A 19,530-nucleotide genomic window follows, 5' to 3' on the forward strand; every position below is an offset into this window, starting at 1 on the left:
CTTTAAGTCGCTCCGCAGGCTCCGCTGATCGCATCCATCCCTATGTCGGGACAGACGACAGTTCGCTTGCGCTCTTCGAATCGTAAACCCGCGCCCCCCGAGCCGACCGAACGGGTCCTACTCTCTGTCGTATTTTCGGCCGCACCTGCGGTGCGGCGTGTTCGCGGCCCCTTTATGGCTCGCGTCCGAGTGACCGCCGCTGGCGACTTCGTCGCGGACGCGGCGGCCACTCGGACGCGAGCCGGGCCGCGAACGGCGCATGCTCGGTCTCGCTTCGCTCGAAAGACGTGGTCGGGGGTGCGCTGGGCGCGTAAGGCGACACCGCTGCGCGGATGGTGACGACGATTGAGCGGGGTGGGGTCTGACAGGTCGGCTGCACATGCGCTACCGCTTGTCCGGGATCGTGGACCGATGAGTTCTGCGGGTGGGGGGCGTCTGCATCGGTGACACCGAATACACCTCAGGCCAGGAGACCAGTGATGACGAAACCGAACGGTACGAAGTCCGGCGATCCCTGTTGGGTCGATCTGTACACCTCCGACCTCGATCGGAGTATCGAGTTCTACCGCGACCTGTTCGGCTGGACCGCCGAGAGCGCGGGCGAGGAGTTCGGCGGGTACGTCACCTTCCGCAAAGACGGGCGCGCGGTGGCGGGCGCGATGGCCAGGATGCCCGGCGATACCGACAGCCCGGAGCAGTGGACGGTGTATCTGGCCAGCTCCGGCGCGCAGGCCACCGCGGACGTGGCGACGGCGGCGGGCGCGTCGCTGATCGTGCCGCCGATGGCGGTCGGCGAGCTGGGCACGATGGCCGTGCTGGGCGACGTCGGGGGCGCGGGCGTCGGCATCTGGGAGGCCGGGACGTTCCCCGGGTTCGAGACCATCGGCCTGGTCTCCGGTGGGCAGTGGCGCGACCACGAGGGCGCGCCGTCCTGGTTCGAGCTGCACACCCGCGCCTACGACGCCTCGCTGGCGTTCTACCGGGACGTGTTCGGTTGGTCGGACGTCTTCACCATCTCCGACGCCCCGGAGTTCCGCTACTCCACCATTCACGCCGAGAGCCCGATGCTCGGCGGCGTCATGGACGCCTCGGCGTTCCTGCCCGAAGGCGCCCCTGCCGCGTGGACCGTCTACTTCGGCGCCGACGACGTGGACAAGACCGTCGAACGACTCGTCGAACTCGGCGGCTCGGTGCTCTCCCCGCCCGAGGACACCCCGTACGGCCGCATGTCCGCCGTCATCGACGCCACCGGCGCCCGCTTCAGCATCGGCGGCGACCGAGCTTGATACCGGCTGCCCGCGCGAAGACGCTCTGTCCTACCCGGACATTTCGTGCGGGCTGACCCGCGGGCTGCCCTCACACCGCGCGTGTGAACTTCGCCATGGCGGCGTCGATCTTCGCGGCAACCGGTGAATCCAGTGGTCGATTCGTCGCACAACCCGACGAACTGTTCGTCTGCGCCGAGCCCGGCACACGAGTGCTCGCCCCGCGACCTCACCCAGGGGACGACCTGCGCCGACATGTACCCTCACTCGCATGCCGGTGAGCGACGTGATACATGGACGCACCCGAATTCGCGCAGTCCGCAATCGAAACGGCGCGACCGGTCGCCGGTTCCGGGCCGTCGTGGCCGGGTGTGCCGCGCTGATCGTCGCCGGTTGCGGCGGCACCGCCGACGATTCCGCCTCCATCGTGCGCACCACCACCAATATCGCCGGCGCGGGGGTCGTCGGGCTGGAGCGGGACACCACGCGCGCGTGCGCGCTGCCGAGCGCCCCGGATCCGGCGGGCGGGGCGACCCGCAGCGTCACCCACGCGGCGGGCGTCTCCGAGGTGCCCGCCGACCCGCAGCGCATCGTCGTACTCAGCACGGCCGCACTGGACGCGGTCTGCGCACTCGGCCTGTGGGAGCGTGTCGTAGGGACGGTGACCGTCGACGGACCGAGCCCGCAACCGGCCTACCTCGGTACCGGCGTGTTGAAGATCCCCGGTGTCGGCACCGCCGCCCAGCCCGACCCGGCCCGGGTCGCGGACTTGCGGCCCGATCTGATTCTGGGTGAGAACTCCACCGGCGCGGCGAGTTTCAGCGCGCTGCAGGCCATCGCCCCGACCGTGCTGGTCGGCTCGAACAACGGCTGGCAGGCCGAATTCGCCGCGTACGCAGCGGGTTTGGCACGTCGCGAAGCGGCGGAGACCGCACTGCGGGATTACCGCACCGAAGCGAACGACACCGGTACCGCGCTGGCGGCAGCCCAGACCCAGGCGTCGGTCATCCGGTTCACCGCCGACACCGACCGGGTGCAGGGCCGCGACAGCTTCTCGGGCCAGGTACTCGGCGACGCGGGCGTACAGCGTCCCGAAGCCCAGCGCGGCACGTCGTTCGACGTGCGCGAGGACGAGTTCGCCACGAAGGTGGAAGGCGACGTGATCTACGTGATCCTCGCGGGCCCGGAGGGCAAGAAGCACGGGGAAGCGGTGCTGCGCTCCGACGAGTGGAAGGAACTCGGCGCCGCCACCGACCGCCGGGTGTTCGCCGTGGAGGACAGCGTCTGGCACGGCGACGGCCTCACCGCCGCCCGCGCCCTGCTCACCGATCTGCGCAACACGCTCAACGGTTACGTGACCGACTGACCGCTCACCCCCCTTGGGTGGGATTTCCCCCACCCTGGGAGTGCTCGGACCAGCGCTGGGGTTGCTGTCGGAAGCCCGTCCCGAGGACGAGATTAAGAGGTACGCCAAACACCTCTTAATCGACACTCGAGGACACGACATGCACACGCTGACCGATTCGCTCGCCGACAACCTCTACGTCCTGCCGCCGGCCCAGCCCGTCGCCGTCGTCGATCCGCAGGCGGTCGTGGTCTCCACCGCCGATTGCGACCTCACCTACGCCGAACTCGATCGCTGGTCCAACCGCCTCGCCCGGCTGCTGCTCGGCATCGGCGCCGGCCCCGGCAGCCGTATCGCGGTGGCGATCGACCAGCCGATCGAGTCCGTCGTGACCGAGCGGGCCGCCATTAAGATCGGCGCCGACACCGTCCCGGTCACCGAGGACGGCTCCTACGCGCTCGGCACCACGGTGGGCATCACCACCAAGGATCAGCAGCCCGAGCACGACGGCGAGATCACCTGGCTGGTGCTGGACGAGCGCTCCACCCTGCAGCGCTACCTGACCAGCTCCGCCGCCCCGCTGCGCGCGGCAGACCTGGATCTGCTCCAGGCAGCCGCCTGACCGGGCAAACCCCTCCCCCCGCGACCCGAACAGCGATGTTCGGGTCGCGCAGTGTGCGCAATACCCCCGCAGCGCCGCCCGCGCCGGTTCAGAATTGAGTTGCCGCGAGCTGTGCGGCGGCAGGTACTACCGCTACCGCGGTGGCTACGGGCGGTCCTCGCCGGGTAGCCCGATCCGCGGTCAGAACGTAGGACACGTCATGCAACAGCCTTCCCTTTCGGCGAAAGATACGGACACGGTTCTTCCCGACGGGGCCTTCGCCCTGTCGGCGGCACAGCGCGGCATCTGGTTCGCCCAGCACGTCGCCGGTGACACTCCGATCTCCATCGCCCAGTACGTCGAATTGAACGGACCGATCGACCTGGATCTGCTCGCGCACGCGGCGCGGCAGGCCGGGCGCGAGTTCGGCACCGGCTACCTCCGGCTGATCGAAGTGGAGGGTCATCCGTTCCAATTCGTCGACACCACCCTCGACGACAGCCTGGAAACGCTCGACTTCCGCTCCGAACCCGACCCGGACGCGGCTGCGCACGCGTGGATGCGCGCGGAGTACGAGGCCCCGCTGGAACTGACCCGCGACCGGCTGGTGCGCATGACCATGCTGCGGGTCGGCGCCGACCGCTGGTTCTGGTACTCGCGGATCCACCACATCGTGCTCGACGGCATGGGTGCGCTGACCATGGTGCAGCGCACGGGTGAGCTCTACAACGCCGCCGTCGAGGGCCGCGAGCCCCCACCGGCGAAGGCGGAGGATCTGCGCAAGATCGTCGAGGCGGATCTGGCCTATCGCAGTTCGGAGCGGTTCAGCGCCGATCGCGAGCACTGGCTGGCGCACCTGGACGGCATGGCCGACCCGGTGAACCTGGCCGGTCGCACCGCGGGCGTGAACGGGCACCCGAGCCGGGTCGCGGGCGCGCTGCCCGCCGACACCGCGGAACTGCTGGACACCGTCGCCGATCAGGTGTCCTCCGGTGTCGCGCCGACCGTAGTCGCCGCCTTCGGCGCGTATCTGTCCGCGATGACCGGCGCACCGGAAGTCGTGCTGAGCCTCCCGGTGTCCGCGCGCACCACCGCGACGCTGCGGCGTTCCGGCGGCATGATCGCCAACGTGGTCCCGCTGCGCCTGCGGCTCACACCGGCCACGACGGTCGGGGACGTGATCCGCGCGGCCCAGGGCGAGCTGACGGGGGCGCTGCGCCGCCAGCGCTACCGGCAGGAGGACATCTTCCGCGACCTCGGCTGGCCGATGGACGAGGCCGGGTCGTTCGGCCCCTCGGTGAACCTCATGATGGTCGACACCAGAATCCAGCTCGGCCCGGTCACCGGGCGGCTGCACGTGCTGACCTCCGGGTTGATCGATGACCTGTTCGTCAACCTGTACCCGGGCGTCGGCGGCGAGAGCACGCATATCGACTTCCAGGCCAACGGCAATCTCTACTCCGACGCCGAGCTGAGCGCGCAGCACGGCCGGTTCCTGTCCTTCCTGCACCGCTTCCTCGCCGCCGGACCGGACGCGCCGCTGGCGACCGTCCCGGTGCTGTCGGAGGACGAGCGCGCCGATTTCGCTCCCGGGCGCGGCCCCGCAGGCGTCGCGGCGCGGACGCTGCCCGCCATACTCGCCGAGGGCGCGGCCCGCGATCCGCTGGCCACCGCGCTCGTGGAAGGCGAGACCGCGCTGACCTACCGCCAGCTGGACGACTACACCAACCGGCTGGCCCGGGCGCTGATCGCCGCGGGCGCCGGGCCCGAGCGCACCGTGGCGATCTCGATCCCGCGGTCCATCCGGTCGGTGCTGGCGACGATCGCGGTGGCCAAGACCGGCGCGGCTTTCGTGCCGGTCGACCCGACCTATCCGGCCGACCGCATCGAGCACATGCTCGGCGACAGCGGGGTCGTCGCGGGAATCACACTGGCATCCGCGCGAAAGTCGTTGCCGGACCGGGTGTCCTGGCTGATCCTCGACGACGAGGAGACCGAGCGGGCGGTGGCCGATCAGGACGCCGCGCCGCTGACCGACGCCGAGCGTACCGCCGCGGTGCACCCCGACCAGGTCGCGTACATCATCTACACCTCCGGCTCGACCGGGCTGCCCAAAGGCGTGCTCGTCTCGCACCGCGGGCTGGCCGACCTGGTGGCGAGTTCCGGCGCCGGATTCGGTATCGACGCGAATTCTGTTGTCGCCCATGCTGTCTCGCCCAGTTTCGATATCTCCGTCGAGGAGATCCTGGTGACCCTCGCGGCGGGCGCGACGCTGGCCGTTGTGCCGCCGTCGGCGTACGCGGGCGAGGAACTGGCCCATGTGCTGCGCACTCACCGCGTCACACACCTCAACGTGACCCCGGCCGTCGTGGGATCGCTGGACCCGGCGGCCCTGCCCGAGTTGCGTACGGTGATCGTCGGCGGTGACGCCTGCCCGCCGGAGCTGGTCACGAAATGGTCCGGCCGGACACTGCTGAACGGCTACGGTCCCACCGAGACCACCGTCACCGTCACTCTCAGCGCCCCGCTGTCACCCGACGGCCCGGTCACCATCGGCAGCCTGGCCCGCGAGGTATCGGCCGTGGTCCTCGACCCGTGGTTGCGACCGCTGCCGCCGGGTACCACCGGTGAGCTCTACCTCGCCGGTCCCGGCGTGGCCCGCGGTTACCACCGGCGCAACGGGCTCACCGCGGACCGATTCGTCGCCAACCCCTACGCGACCGGCGAACGCATGTACCGCACCGGCGACCTGGTGCGCTGGGTCGAGCACGACGGACGCGTCGAACTGGAGTACCAGGGCCGCAGCGACTTCCAGGTGAAGGTGCGTGGCTTCCGCGTCGAGCTCGGCGAGATCGACGCCGCCCTGCAGCGGCACCTCGATGTCGATTTCGCGCTCACCCTCGGTGCCGAAACCGGTACGGGCGCCACCGCGCTCGTGTCCTACGTGCTGCCGAAACCGGGAGCGGAAATCCATCCGGAGGCGCTGAAAGCCGCTGCCGGGGAATCGCTTCCGGCCTACATGGTGCCCGCGGTGATCATGGTGCTCGACAGCCTTCCGCTCACCCCGCTGGGCAAAGTGGACCGCAAAGCGCTGCCCGCACCGGAATTCGGCGCCCGCGCGACCACGAGCAGGCCGCCGTCCACGCCGCGCGAGGAAACGCTCGCCGCACTGTTCGCGCAGGTGCTCGGCCTGGAGGCGGTGGGTGTCGACGAAAGCTTCTTCGCGCTCGGCGGCGACAGCATCGTCTCGATCCAGTTGGTGTCCCGGGCGAAGGCGGCCGGAATCGGGTTCAGCGCGCGGGATGTCTTCGAGCGCAAGACCGTCGCGGCGCTGGCCGCGGTGGCCACCGATGTTCCGGTCGCGGTGGTGCACGAACTGCCCGGCAGCGGGGTCGGCGAGGTGGAGCTCACGCCGATCGTGCACGCCATGCTCGAGCCGGGTGACTCTTGGCGGCGGTTCGCCCAGGCCGTGCTGATCGAGCTGCCCTCCGACATCGAGCGCGGGAGTCTGGTCACCGCGCTGCAGGCGCTGCTGGACCGGCACGACGTGCTGCGCTCGACACTGCGCCGCGCCGGCGACGGCTGGAGCTGGGTGGTCGCCGAACCCGGCACGGTGGACGCGGGCACCGCGCTGGAGGTGGTGACCGCGGACGGCGATCTCGACGCGACCTGCGAGCGGGAATTGCAGCGCGCCGCCGACCTGCTCGACCCGGAGGCGGGCGTGATCGCGCGCTTCGTGTGGATCGAGCGCGCCGACGGCGCTCCGCTGCTGTGGCTGGTGCTGCACCATCTGGTCACCGACGGCATTTCCTGGCGCATCCTGCTGCCGGATCTGGCCACCGCCGCGCTGGGCGCCCCGCTCGCGCCGGTGGGCACCTCGTTCCGGCGCTGGGCGCACGGACAGCGTGAGCACGCGCCCACGCGCACTACGGAGCTGCCGCTGTGGCAACGCATCCTGTCCACACCCGATCCCGCGCTCGGCTCGGCGCCGATGGACCCCGCGCTCGATGTGGTGGCCACCATGGCGCAGCGGACGACCGTCGTTGCGCCCGACATCGCCCGGACCGTGCTCTCCACCGCGCCGGACCGTTTCCACTGCGGCGCCGACGACGTACTGCTGGCGGCACTCGCGCTGGCGGTGAACCGGTGGCGCGGGCGCACGTCGGCGCTGTTCACCCTGGAGGGCCACGGCCGCACGGAGAGCATCCTGCCCGGCGCCGACGTGGCGCGCACGGTGGGCTGGTTCACCAGCGTCTACCCCGTCGCGGTCGATCTGACCGGCATCGATGTGGCGGACGCGTTCGCGGGCGGCGCCGCGGCGGGCGCCGCGATCAAGGCGACCAAGGAACAGCTGCGCGCCCTGCCGGACAAGGGCATCGGGTTCGGGATGCTGCGCTACCTGGTCCCGAGCACCGCGGCGGCGCTCGCGGACGCCCCCACCCCGCAGATCAGCTTCAACTACCTCGGCCGCGCGTCCACCGGCGGCGAAGCGGAGCCTTGGCTGCCGCGCCGGTTCGCCGCGACCCAGGACGACCGCGCGCCGCTGGCCGCCACGGTCGACATCAACGCCGTCCTCACCGACACCGGCCTCGAGGTGACCTGGGCCTACGCCGGACGCCTGTTCGACGACGCGGATATCGCCGAACTCGCCACGCTGTGGGAGCGGGCGCTGGGCGCGCTGGCCGAGCACGCCGGATCCGCGAGCGCGGGTGGACGCACACCGTCGGACTTCGACCTGGTGACCGTTACCCAAGCGCAGATCGACGCCTGGGAGCGCGACTACCCGAATCTCGCCGATGTATGGCCGCTCTCGGCGCTGCAGTACGGCCTGCTCTTCCACGCGCTCTACGACTCCGACACCGCCGACGGTTACACGGTGCAGTCCTTGCTCACCCTGGCAGGCACCGTCGACGCGGCCCGCTTGCGCCGCGCCGCACAGGCTTTGGTGACCCGCCACGAGAACCTGCGCGTCGCCTTCGTCGAGACCGAGGACGGTCCTCGCCAGCTCGTGCTGGCCGACGCCGAGATCGACTGGCGGGAGGCGGATCTCACCGGCATCGCCGACGAGCACGAGCGGGCCGGGGAACTCGATCGGCTGATCGCGCTGGACGCGCGCACCCGGTTCGAGCTCACCCGTCCCCCGCTGCTGCGCTGCACGCTCATCCGGATCGGCTCCGACACCTACCGTTTCGTACTCACCAACCACCACCTGGTGCTGGACGGCTGGTCGACGCCGCTGCTCGTGCGCGAACTGCTCACCCTCTACGTCACCGACGGTGACAGCACGGCGCTGCCGCCCGCGCATTCCTACCGCGAGTTCCTGACCTGGCTGGCGACCAGGGACGACGCGGAATCCCTCGGGGCGTGGACCGAATCGCTGGCCGGCGTCGACACGCCGACGCGCGCGGTGCCGACCCTCGCGGGCATCGAATCGACCGAAACCGGGATGATCTCCGCCGACCTTTCCCGCGCCGCCGTGGCCCAGCTGGAGACCGCGGGCCGGGAAGCGGGCGCCACGGTGAACACCTTGGTGCAGGCCGCCTGGGCGATGCTGCTCGCGATGCTCACCGGTCGCACCGACGTGGTCTTCGGCGGCACCGTCTCGGGACGGCCGCCGGAGCTGGCCGGGGTCGAGGAGATGGTCGGCCTGTTCATCAACACGCTGCCGGTGCGGGTACGGCTCGATCCGGCGGAGAAGGTGTCCGACCTGCTCGCGCGCCTGCAATCCGAGCAGGCCCGGCTGATGGACCATCAGCATGTCGGGCTGGCCGCCATCCACCAGGCGGTCGGCCTGGCCGAACTGTTCGACACGCTGACCGTGTTCGAGTCCTACCCCATCGATCGCGAAGCGCTGTCGCAGGCGCTGGATATCGCGGGCATGCGGGTGCTCGACGTGGAAGGCACCGACGCGACCCCGTATCCGTTGAACCTCATGGTGATCCCGCTGCGCGGCGACGACGGCAGCGACACGCTGCGGATCACGCTGAAATACATGGCCGACCAGCTTCCGGCCGAGGAGGCGCGGCCGCTGCTGGATCGCTTCGTCCGGTTGCTCACCCAGCTCGCGGACAGCCCGCACGCGCTGGTCTCCCAGTTGCAGTACTGCGACGACGCCGAGCGTGCCGCGCTGGCGCCGGTGCGCGGTCCGGAGTCGGTGCCGCAGGCCACGCTGCCCGAACTGCTCACCGCGGGCGCACGGATCGATCCGGACGCGATCGCGATCACGACCGGTGAGCTCACCATGTCCTACGGCGAACTCGACGCCTGGTCCAACCGCTACGCCCGGGTGCTGCTGCGCCGCGGAGTCGGGCGCGAGGTGTTCGTCGTGCTGGCGCTGACCCGCTCGCTGGAATCGGTGATCGCCGTGTGGGCGCTGGCCAAGACCGGCGCGGCATTCGCGCCGCTGGACCCGAATTACCCGGTGGAACGCATCGAGCACATGCTCAGCGACTCGAAAGCCCCGATCGGCGTGACGGTCACCGCCACCGGCGAGACGCTGCCCGGCACGATCGACTGGCTGCTGCTCGACGACCTCAACACCATCCGGCGGGTGATGACCGTCTCCGAAGCGCCGATCACCGACGAAGAACGCGGCGGGCCGATCGACCTCGACCAGACGGCGTACCTGATCTACACCTCCGGCTCCACCGGCAAGCCCAAGGCCGTACTGCTCAGCCACCGCGGCATCGCCGATCTCGTTGCCGCGCAACGTGCGACGCTCGGGTTGAACCCCACCGCCAGCGCGCTGCAGGTGGCCTCACCGAGCTTCGACGCCTCGGTCTTCGAGCTGCTCATCGCGCACGGCGCGGGCGGCAGGCTGGTGGTGTCGCCACCGGACGTCTACGGCGGGACGGAACTGGAGAACCTGCTGCGCACGCAGCGCGTCACCCACGCGGTGATCACGCCGTCGGCGCTGACCACCATGGAACCCGCCGGACTGGAACACCTGCGCGTGCTCGCGGTCGCGGGCGAGGCGGCGACGCCGGAGCTGATCGAGAAGTGGGCACCGGGCAGGCGCATGGTGAACCTGTACGGCCCCACCGAGTTCAGCATCTGGGCGACGGGGCCCGCCGAACTCGTCGCCGGCGAGCCGATCACGATCGGCGGCCCCATCCGCGGCGCGGCGACCATTGTGCTGGACGCCTGGCTGCGTCCGGTGCCGGTGGGGGTGCCCGGCGAGCTGTACCTGGCGGGCCCCGCGCTCGCCCGCGGCTACTTCAACCGCTTCGAGATGACCGCGAGCAGGTTCGTCGCCGACCCCTTCGGCGAACCGGGCGAGCGGATGTACCGCACCGGCGACATGGTGCGCTGGGTCGCCAATGACGGCGGCTACGAGCTGGAGTATCTGGGCCGCAGCGACTTCCAGGTCAAGATCCGCGGTTTGCGCATCGAGCTGGGTGAGATCGACGCGGTGCTCTCCCGCGACGACGAGGTCGAGTACGCGGTGACCATCGGGCGCACCGGCCCGGCCGGGACGACTGTGCTGGTCTCCTATGTGCTGCCCACCGAGGGCGTGCGCCTGGACGTCGAGCGACTGCGCGCCCAGGTGGCCGCCGAGCTGCCCGGCTACATGGTGCCGGGCTACCTCGTCGTGCTCGACTCGATTCCCCTCACACCGGTGGGCAAACTCGATCGCAAAGCCCTTCCGGTGCCGGACTTCTCGGAGAGCCATCGGCCCTACCTCGCGCCGCGCACACCGGTCGAGGAGGCGGTGGCCGCGGTGTTCGGCGAGGTGCTCGACCGCGAGCGCGTCGGCGTCGACCTGTCGTTCTTCGAACTCGGCGGCAACTCGCTGAGCGCGACCAAGGTGGTGGCGCGGGTGAACGCGGCACTCGGATCGCGGATCGCACTGCGCGACCTGTTCGACGCGCCGACCGTGGCCCAGCTGTCGGCCCGGGTGGTCCCCGCCACCGGCGCGGCACCGGGCCGGTTCGTCCTCGCGCCGCGGATCCGGCCCGATCGCGTTCCGCTGTCCCCCGCGCAGCAGCGCATGTGGGTGCTCAACCGGATGGATCCGGCCTCGCCCGCCTACAACATCGCGGTGGCGCTGCGGCTGACCGGCGATCTGGACGTCGAGGCGATGCGCGGCGCTCTCGCCGACGTGGTCGAGCGGCACGAGAGCCTGCGCACGCTCTACCCGGCGGACGCGGAAGGCCCGCGCCAGGTGGTGGTCGGCGCCGACGTGGCCGTGCCCGCGATGCCGGTGACCGCCACCGAGGACGGCCCCGCACTGCGCGAGCGGATCACCGAGCTCGCGGGTACCGGATTCGACCTCGCCTCCCAACCGCCGCTGCGGGTGGGGCTGTTCCGGCTGCACGGCGGCCCGGAGCCTTCCGCGGGTGCCGGGCCGGTGTCATCCGGGCCTTCCACCGGCGAGGCTCCGGTCTCCTCCGGCCCCGTCGCCGGGAGCGCACCGGTGGCGTCGGGCTATGCGGCGGGTCCGGGCGAGTCCTCGGCCGCCACGCCGCCGGTGCACGTCGTCGTGCTGGTGGTGCACCACATCAGCGCGGACGGCGCGTCGATGGCGCCGCTGGCCGCCGACCTGGTCGCCGCCTACTCCGAGCGGGCCGGTGGCGGGCACGCCATCCGAGTGCCGTTGCCGGTGCAGTACGCCGACTTCGCGCTCTGGCATCGCGAAGTGCTCGGCGACGAAGTCGACCCGGAATCATTGGCGGCGCGCCAGATCGGTTTCTGGCGCGAGAGCCTGACGGGCGCGCCCGACGTGCTGGAACTGCCCGCCGACCGGCCGCGCCCGGCGGTACAGACCATGCACAGCGCCGACTTCGGCTTCACCGTCGACCGCGAGACGCACCGAGCGCTGGTGGACTTCGCCGCCGGGCACAGCGTCAGCCCGTTCATGGTCGTGCACGCCGCGCTCGCGGCGCTGCTCGCGCGCCTCGGCGGCACCGACGACGTACTGATCGGCACCCCGGTGGCCGGCCGTGGCGAGGAGGCGCTCGACCAGCTCGTCGGCATGTTCGTCAACACCCTGGCGCTGCGCACCCCGGTCGATCCCGGAGCGGGCTTCGCCGCGTTCCTGGACATCGTCCGGTCCGCGGACCTGGACGCCTTCGCCAACGCGGATGTGCCGTTCGAGCGGTTGGTCCAGGTGCTGGATCCGGCTCGCTCGACCGCGCACCACCCGCTGTTCCAGGTCTCGCTGTCGCTGCAGAACTTCGTCGAACCGGTGCTGGAGCTGCCCGGCCTGCGGTTCGAGGTGGAGGATTTCGATCGCAACGCCTCCCAGTTCGATCTGACCCTGGATCTGCGCGAGCGCTTCACCGACAGCGGTCCGGCCGGCATCGACGCGGTGCTGACCTACGCCACGGATCTGTTCGACGAGGGGACGATGGCCGCGTTCGCCAACCGGTGGCGGCGCGTGCTCGCGGCGGTGCTGGCGCGGCCCGAGGTGCGCATCGCCGACATCGACATCCTCGACGACGCCGAACGCGCGACGCTGGTGCCGGTGCGCGGTCCCGAAACCGTCGGGACGACAACCCTTCCGCGGCTGCTGACCGAGACCGCCCAGCGTTACCCGGAGCGGCCCGCCCTGGTGGTCGGTGGATACATCACCACTTACCGGGAGATCGACGCGCACGCCAACCGTCTGGCGCGGGTGTTGCGCGAGGAGGGCGCGGGCCCGGAAACCGTGGTGGCGCTGGGGCTTCCGCGCTCGGCCGAACTGCTCACCGGCGTGTGGGCCGCCGCCAAGGCCGGTGCGGCGTTCCTGCCGGTCGACCCGAAGCACCCGGTCGACCGCATCGACCACATGCTCACCGACTCCGGCGCGACGCTGGGCCTCACCCTCGCCGCGTTCCGCCCGATGCTGCCCGACAGCACGAATTGGCTGGTGCTCGATGACCTGGCCCTCGTGGAACGCTGGAGCGCCGCGAGCAGCCGCCCGCTGGACGAGCGTGAACTGCCCAGCCCGATCCGGCTGGACAACGCGGCATGGATGATCTACACCTCCGGCTCCACCGGCACACCGAAGGGCGTCTCGGTCTCCCACCGCGGCGTCGCCGATTTCGTCGCGGCGCAACAGAAGTTGCTCGAATTGGACGAGCACTCCCGGGTACTGCAAGTGGCGTCGCCGAGTTTCGACGCGTCACTGTTCGAAGCGCTCATGGCGTTCGGCTCCGGTGGCGCGTCGGTGGTAGCGCCGCCGGAGGTGTTCGGCGGCAGCGCACTCGCCGAGCTGATCGCCGCCGAGCAGGTCACGCACCTGGTGATCACACCCTCCGCGCTGGCCACCCTCGATCCCGCCGAACTGGCCGGCGTGCGGGTGCTCGCGTCGGTCGGTGAAGCGGTCGGCGCCGAGCTGGTCGAACGCTGGGCTACCGGACGCACTATGGTCAACCTGTACGGACCCACCGAATTCACCATTTGGGCAACGGGTTCCGCGCCGATGGAGCTCGGCATGCCGGTGACCATCGGCACACCGGTCCACGGCGCGGCCGCGCTGGTGCTCGACGACCGGCTGCGCCCGGTCCCGGTGGGCGTGGCGGGCGAGCTGTACCTCGCCGGCCCCGCGCTGGCTCGCGGCTACCACGCGCGGCCGAGTCTCACCGCGGCCCGCTTCCACGCGAACCCGTTCGGCGCGGCGGGCGAACGGATGTACCGAACCGGCGACTTGGTGCGCTGGATCCGCGGCGAGGCGGGACTGGAACTGGAGTATCTGGGCCGCACCGACTTCCAGGTCAAGGTGCGCGGCCAGCGCATCGAACTCGGCGAGATCGATGCGGTGCTCGGCCGCGCGGAAGGCGTGGATTTCGCGGTGACGCTCGGGATGCCCGGCCCCACCGGGGCGACCGCGCTGGCCGCGTACCTGGTCCACGCGCCCGGGGTCGAGCTCGACGTGGCGAAAGTACGCGCGTTCGCCGCCGACATCCTGCCCGGCTACATGGTGCCCTCGGCGTTCGTGGTGCTGGACGAGATCCCGCGCAACGCGGTCGGCAAGCTGGATCGCAAGGCGCTGCCCGAACCGGAGTTCACCGCCGACCGCACCGCCTACCGCGCACCGTCCACACCGACCGAACAGCAGCTGGCCGGGATCTTCGGTGAACTGCTCGGCGTCGAGCAGGTCGGCGCCGACGATTCGTTCTTCTCCCTCGGCGGCGACAGCATCCTGGCCATCCAGCTGGTGTCGCGGGCCAAGCAGCAAGGCATCAGTTGCACCCCGTTGCAGGTGTTCGAGCACCGCACAGTGGCGGCGCTGGCCGCGGCGGTCGACGCCGCGGGCACGGCGGTGACGCTGGACGAACTGCCCGGCGGCGGCGTCGGCGAGTTGCCGGTGCCGCCGATCGTGCACTACATGCTCCAGCGTGGCGGGAACTACAACCGCTTCGCCCAATCCGCGGTGTTGGAGCTGCCGGTGGGTATCGAACGCGCGCAGATCGTCGCGGTGCTCACGGCCGCGATGGATCGGCACGACATCCTGCGCGCCCGGCTGGTCGCCGATGCCGAGGACGGGCCGCGCATCGTGGTCGGCGCGCCCGGCTCGGTCGACGTGGACGCGCTCGTGCACCGCATCGAGTTCGACGCGATCGAGCGGATCGAGCTGCACGAGTTCGCCATGACCGAACTGGACGCCGCGGCCAACCGGCTCGATCCGGCGAACGGCACCGTGCTGCAGTTCATCTGGCTGGACCCGGTAGGCGTCGCGGGCACCCGCACCAGCGCGGGACGACTGATCGTGCTGGCGCACCACCTTGTCATCGACGGTGTGTCGTGGCGCATCCTGGTGCCGGACCTGGTGGCCGCCTGGGCTCAACTGTCGGTCGGCAATACCCCGGTGCTCGCGGAGACCGGGACCTCGATGCGGCGGTGGGCACACGCGCTGGCCGACGAGGCGCGCTCGGAACATCGGATCGCCGAACTGGCGTACTGGCATGACGTGCTCGCCGGACCCGATCCGTTGATCGGCGGGCGGGAATTGGACCCCGCCCTCGACCGGACCGGCGCGCTGCGCATGGTCGAGCGAGAGGTGTCGGCGGAGGTCACCGCCGCGCTGCTCACCACCCTGCCCGGTTTGTTCCAGGGCAGCGTCAACGACGCGCTGCTGGCCACCTTGGCGCTGGCGCTGGTGCGCTGGCGCGATTCCGACCCGTCGGCGCTGCTGCGCCTGGAAGGTCACGGCCGACAGGAAGAAGTGGTGCCCGGAGCCGATCTCTCGCGCACCATCGGCTGGTTCACCAGCATGTACCCGGTTCGCCTCGACCTGGCGGGAATCGACATCGATGACGCGCTCGCCGGCGGACCCGCGATGGGCGCGGCGATCCGCGCCGTCAAGCATCAGCTGCTCGCGGTGCCGGACAAAGGCATCGGCTTCGGCTTGCTGCGCTACCTCAACGCCGAGACCGCGCGGCAGTTCCCGCAGCGGCTGCCGGGACGGGTCGGCTTCAACTACCTCGGCCGGTACTCCACCGGCGACATCCCGGCCGGGTTGGAGGGCCTGGGGTGGCTGCCGACCGACGATCTTGGCGACGTGCACGTCACCGAAGATCCCGACGTGCCTTTGCAGGCGGCGATCGACGTGAACGCCGTGGTGATCGGGGACCGGCTGCGGGCGAGCCTCGGCTTCCCGTCCACCCTGCTCAGCCAGGAGGAGGTCGCCGAGCTGGCCGATCTGTGGATCGACACGCTGGGCGCGGCAGCTCGTTTCGCACAGACCCCGGCGGCGCGGATCGCCGCCGAGGAAGAAGCGGCCGCCACGGCGACACCTGCCGTTCCGGCGGCCGGTGGGCTCGGGCTGGACGTGGTGCTGCCGATCCGGCTCGGGGGCGAGGAACCCGCGCTGTTCTGCATCCACCCGTCGTCCGGAATGTCGTGGACCTACCTGGGATTCGCGGACGCGCTGGCGCCCGGCCGCCCGATCTACGGCCTGCAAGCGCCCGACCTCAGCGGACACGAACCGCCCGCGCGCTCGATCGAGGAGTTCGCCGACCGCTACGTGCGGGAGATCCGGGCGCTGCAACCCGAAGGCCCGTACCACCTGCTCGGCTGGTCGTTCGGTGGCCTGATCGCCCACGCGGCGGCGGTCCAGCTGAAAGCCCAAGGGGCCGAGGTGGGCGTGGTCGCGCTGCTGGATGCCGATACCTCCGACATCGACGGCCACAGCATCGAACGGCTCACCGCCGGGTCGTTCGTCAACTCGTTCGGGGCGGTGTTCGGCATCCACGACGTCCCCGCGGACGCGACCGCGCAGCAGGCGGCGGACCTGATCCGCGAACGGCTCGGCGGCGTCTCGCTGATCGACGCCGCCACGCTGGAGCGGATGGCCGGGTCGTACAACGCCGCCGCGCGAACCAGAACCGGTTACCAGCGCCCCGTGTTCGACGGCGACATCGTGTACTTCAGCGCGACCGTCGACACCTCCGACATCTTCGGTCCCGACGGCTGGCGGCCGTACGTGACCGGCGAGATCATCAACCACGACATCGACGTCACCCACGACGAAATGACGGCGCCACAGGCGTTGCCGATCATCGCGCGGGCGCTCGATGCACATCTTGGAGGCCGAGGATGAGTTCCGACCAAGGAGTCGTCGTCGAGGGAATCGAGAAATCCTTCGGCGCGGTCAAGGCACTACGCGGAGTCGATTTCACGGCCGAGCCGGGCGAGGTGCTCGGCATCCTCGGACCGAACGGCGCGGGCAAGACCACCACGGTGAACGTCCTGTCGACGCTGATCCGGCCGGACCGCGGCCGTGCCTCGGTCGCCGGGTACGACGTGGTGGCCGAGCCCGCGGCGGTGCGCCGCAGCATCATGCTGACCGGGCAGTACGCCGCGCTGGACGACATGCTCAGCGGCTACGAGAACCTCGTGATGTTCGGCAGGCTGATGGGCCTGCGCAAACGGGCCGCCCGCGCCCGGGCGGACGAGCTGCTGGCCGAGTTCGATCTCGAGCGTGCGGCGGGCCGCCGGGTCGGCACGTACTCCGGCGGTATGCGCAGGCGCATCGATATCGCCTGCGGGCTGGTCGTCCGGCCGGACGTGGTGTTCCTGGACGAGCCGACCACCGGGCTGGACCCGCGCAGCAGACAGGGCGTGTGGGATCTGGTCTCCGGCTTCAAGAAGGCGGGCATCACCACCCTGCTCACCAGCCAGTACCTGGAGGAAGCCGACGCGCTCAGCGACCGGATCATCGTCATCGATCACGGCGTGGTGATCGCCCAAGGCACCGCCGACGAGCTGAAGTCGCGCACCGGCGGCAGCTACTGCGAGGTCGTACCGCTGAACCTGAAGGACCTGCCCGCCATCGCCGCGGCCCTGGGTCCGCTGCTGCCGCGGGAAAGCCGAGCCGCGCTGACCCCCGATTCCGACCGCATCGCCGTGCCCGCCCCGGACGGCGCGAAGACACTCCTCGAGGCGCTGCGCCGGTTGGACAGCGCGGGCGTCGACCTCATCGACGTCGCGCTGCGCCGCCCTTCACTCGACGACGTCTTCCTTCAGCTCACCGGCCATCTGGCGACGGCGGAGGAGACCGCGCAGCCGGAGGTCGTGTCATGACGACGGCGACCTGGCTCTCCCAGACCCGCGCGGCGCCGCTGCGACCGCAACAGTGGTGGGTGCTGACCACCCGGCTGATCGTGCCGTCGGTCCAGACCGGCGAGGTGCTCACCTCGGTGCTGGCGCCCGCGGCGTTCACCGCCAGCTTCTACATCCCGCTGAAGACCATCATGACCGTCCTCGGCACCGGATTCAGCAGCTACGCGCAGTACATGATGCCGCTGGTGATCCTTCAGGCCGCCGCGTTCACGGCCGTGTCGGCGGCCTTCCGTGCCGCCACCGATTCGGTCGCCGGGCTCAACCGGCGCTTCGGAGCGATGCCGATCGGCCCGCTGGTCCCGGTCGCGGCGCGCCTGTCCGGCAGCGTCTTCCGGCTGGCCATCGGCGTGATCACCGCGCTGATCTGCGGTCACATCATCGGGTTCCGCTTCTACCTCGATGCCGCGCACACGCTCGGCTTCGTGCTGTTCTCGCTGCTCATCGGCCTCGCGCTGATCTGGGGCGGCGACGTGATCGGCACCGTGTCGCGCAACCCGGAGGCGACCGCGCAGGCGCTGGTACTGCCGCCGTTGATCTTCGGGATGCTCTCCTCCGGAATCGCTCCCGTCGATCAGTTCCCGGAGTGGGTGCAGCCGTTCGTGCGCAATCAGCCGGTCTCGCAGTGGGCTATCGCCCTGCGCGCGTTCGCCGGTGACAGCGGACCGAACGCGGGCCAGGTGAGCTGGTCGCTGCTGGGTCCCCCACTGGCCTGGGCGCTCGGCATCCTGATCGTCTGCGTTCCGCTGTCGATCCGGCTCAGCTCCAGGAGGGCGTGATGGTATCGCTGGCACATCGCCCGGATGAGCTGCGCACCAGCTCGGAACTGTCGCTGTCGGCCTTGGTGCTGCACACGCTGATCCAGACCCAGCGACTGCTGCTGCGCTGGGGGCGCAACCCGGTCACTCTATTGGAGACGCTGATCGTCCCGTGCCTGCTGCTGGTCATGCTGAACACCGTGATCGGCGGGCAGATCCAGAAGTTCACCGGCGAGAGCGCGCTGTACGGCTCGGTGCCCATGGTGGCTTTGGTCGGCGCGCTGTCCGGCGCGGTGGCCGGGGGCGTGCTGCTCGGCCGCGAACGCGACGCGGGCCTGCTAGCCCGCTTCTGGGTCCTACCGGTGCACCGCGCCTCCGGTCTGGCGTCGCGGGTGCTCGCGGAAGGCTGCCGCATCTTTCTGTGCACCCTCGCGGTCGTCCTGGTGGGCCTCGTGCTCGGGTTCCGCTTCCACCAGGGCGTCGCGGCGACCATCGTCTTCCTGTTCATCCCGGTGCTCTTCGGCCTCGCCTTCGCCACCATCGTCACCTCGGTCGCCGTCTTCACCGCGAAATCGACTCTGGTGGAGGGCATCACCATCCTCACCTCGCTGATGATGTTCTTCAGCACCGGATTCGTTCCGCTGGTCGCCTTCCCCAAGTGGATCCAACCGGTGGTGCGCAACCAACCCATGTCGGTGGCGGTCGACACCATGCGCGCGCTCGCTTCCGGCGGCCCGCTCACCCGTTCGCTCACCCTCACCGTGGTGTGGTCGCTCGGCGCGATCGTTCTCTTCGCGGTGCCCGCGAGCATCGGCTACCGCCGCGCCAGCAGGCGCTGAGTCCGCCCCGCCATCCACAGCGAACTCCCAGCCAGGCCCCAGCCGGTCAGGAGCGCCCGTTCCGGCATGCGGGTCTCGCTCACCGTGGGTGTCGCCGAGCAATCACAGAACACCCAGTCGGGCAACGGTCCCGGTGAGCGACCGCCCGGCGGCGGTGCACCCGGCGGTCGGCCGCCGC

7 protein-coding genes are annotated in these 19,530 nt (G+C 70.7%); all 7 read left to right on the forward strand.

What is annotated here, in order from left to right; translation table 11 throughout:
* The first annotated feature begins 479 nt into the window (after positions 1 to 479).
* Positions 480 to 1,286, forward strand: a complete 807-nt coding sequence (locus ON19_RS21655) for a VOC family protein (RefSeq protein WP_043695847.1) — start codon at positions 480 to 482, stop codon at positions 1,284 to 1,286.
* A 250-nt stretch (positions 1,287 to 1,536) separates the two neighbouring features.
* Positions 1,537 to 2,631, forward strand: a complete 1,095-nt coding sequence (locus tag ON19_RS21660; protein WP_043695850.1) for an ABC transporter substrate-binding protein — start codon at positions 1,537 to 1,539, stop codon at positions 2,629 to 2,631.
* 139 nt (positions 2,632 to 2,770) lie between these two features.
* Positions 2,771 to 3,232: an AMP-binding protein gene (locus tag ON19_RS21665; protein ID WP_043695852.1), complete on the forward strand. Its 462-nt coding sequence runs from the start codon at positions 2,771 to 2,773 to the stop codon at positions 3,230 to 3,232.
* Positions 3,233 to 3,431: 199 nt separating this feature from the next.
* Positions 3,432 to 16,736: a non-ribosomal peptide synthetase gene (locus ON19_RS21670; protein ID WP_043695855.1), complete on the forward strand. Its 13,305-nt coding sequence runs from the start codon at positions 3,432 to 3,434 to the stop codon at positions 16,734 to 16,736.
* Positions 16,733 to 17,719, forward strand: a complete 987-nt coding sequence (locus tag ON19_RS21675; protein ID WP_043695858.1) for an ATP-binding cassette domain-containing protein — start codon at positions 16,733 to 16,735, stop codon at positions 17,717 to 17,719. The genes ON19_RS21670 and ON19_RS21675 overlap by 4 nt, the downstream gene beginning before the upstream one ends.
* Positions 17,716 to 18,534, forward strand: a complete 819-nt coding sequence (locus ON19_RS21680; RefSeq protein WP_043695861.1) for an ABC-2 transporter permease — start codon at positions 17,716 to 17,718, stop codon at positions 18,532 to 18,534. Before ON19_RS21675 ends, ON19_RS21680 begins: the two co-directional genes overlap by 4 nt.
* The gene (locus tag ON19_RS21685; protein WP_043695866.1) at positions 18,534 to 19,352 is read left to right on the forward strand and encodes an ABC transporter permease; all 819 of its coding nucleotides are present in this window, start codon (positions 18,534 to 18,536) and stop codon (positions 19,350 to 19,352) included. Before ON19_RS21680 ends, ON19_RS21685 begins: the two co-directional genes overlap by 1 nt.
* Positions 19,353 to 19,530 lie beyond the last annotated feature (178 nt).

The sequence above is a fragment of the Nocardia abscessus NBRC 100374 genome, assembly GCF_000308455.1.
Lineage (GTDB): Bacteria > Actinomycetota > Actinomycetes > Mycobacteriales > Mycobacteriaceae > Nocardia > Nocardia abscessus.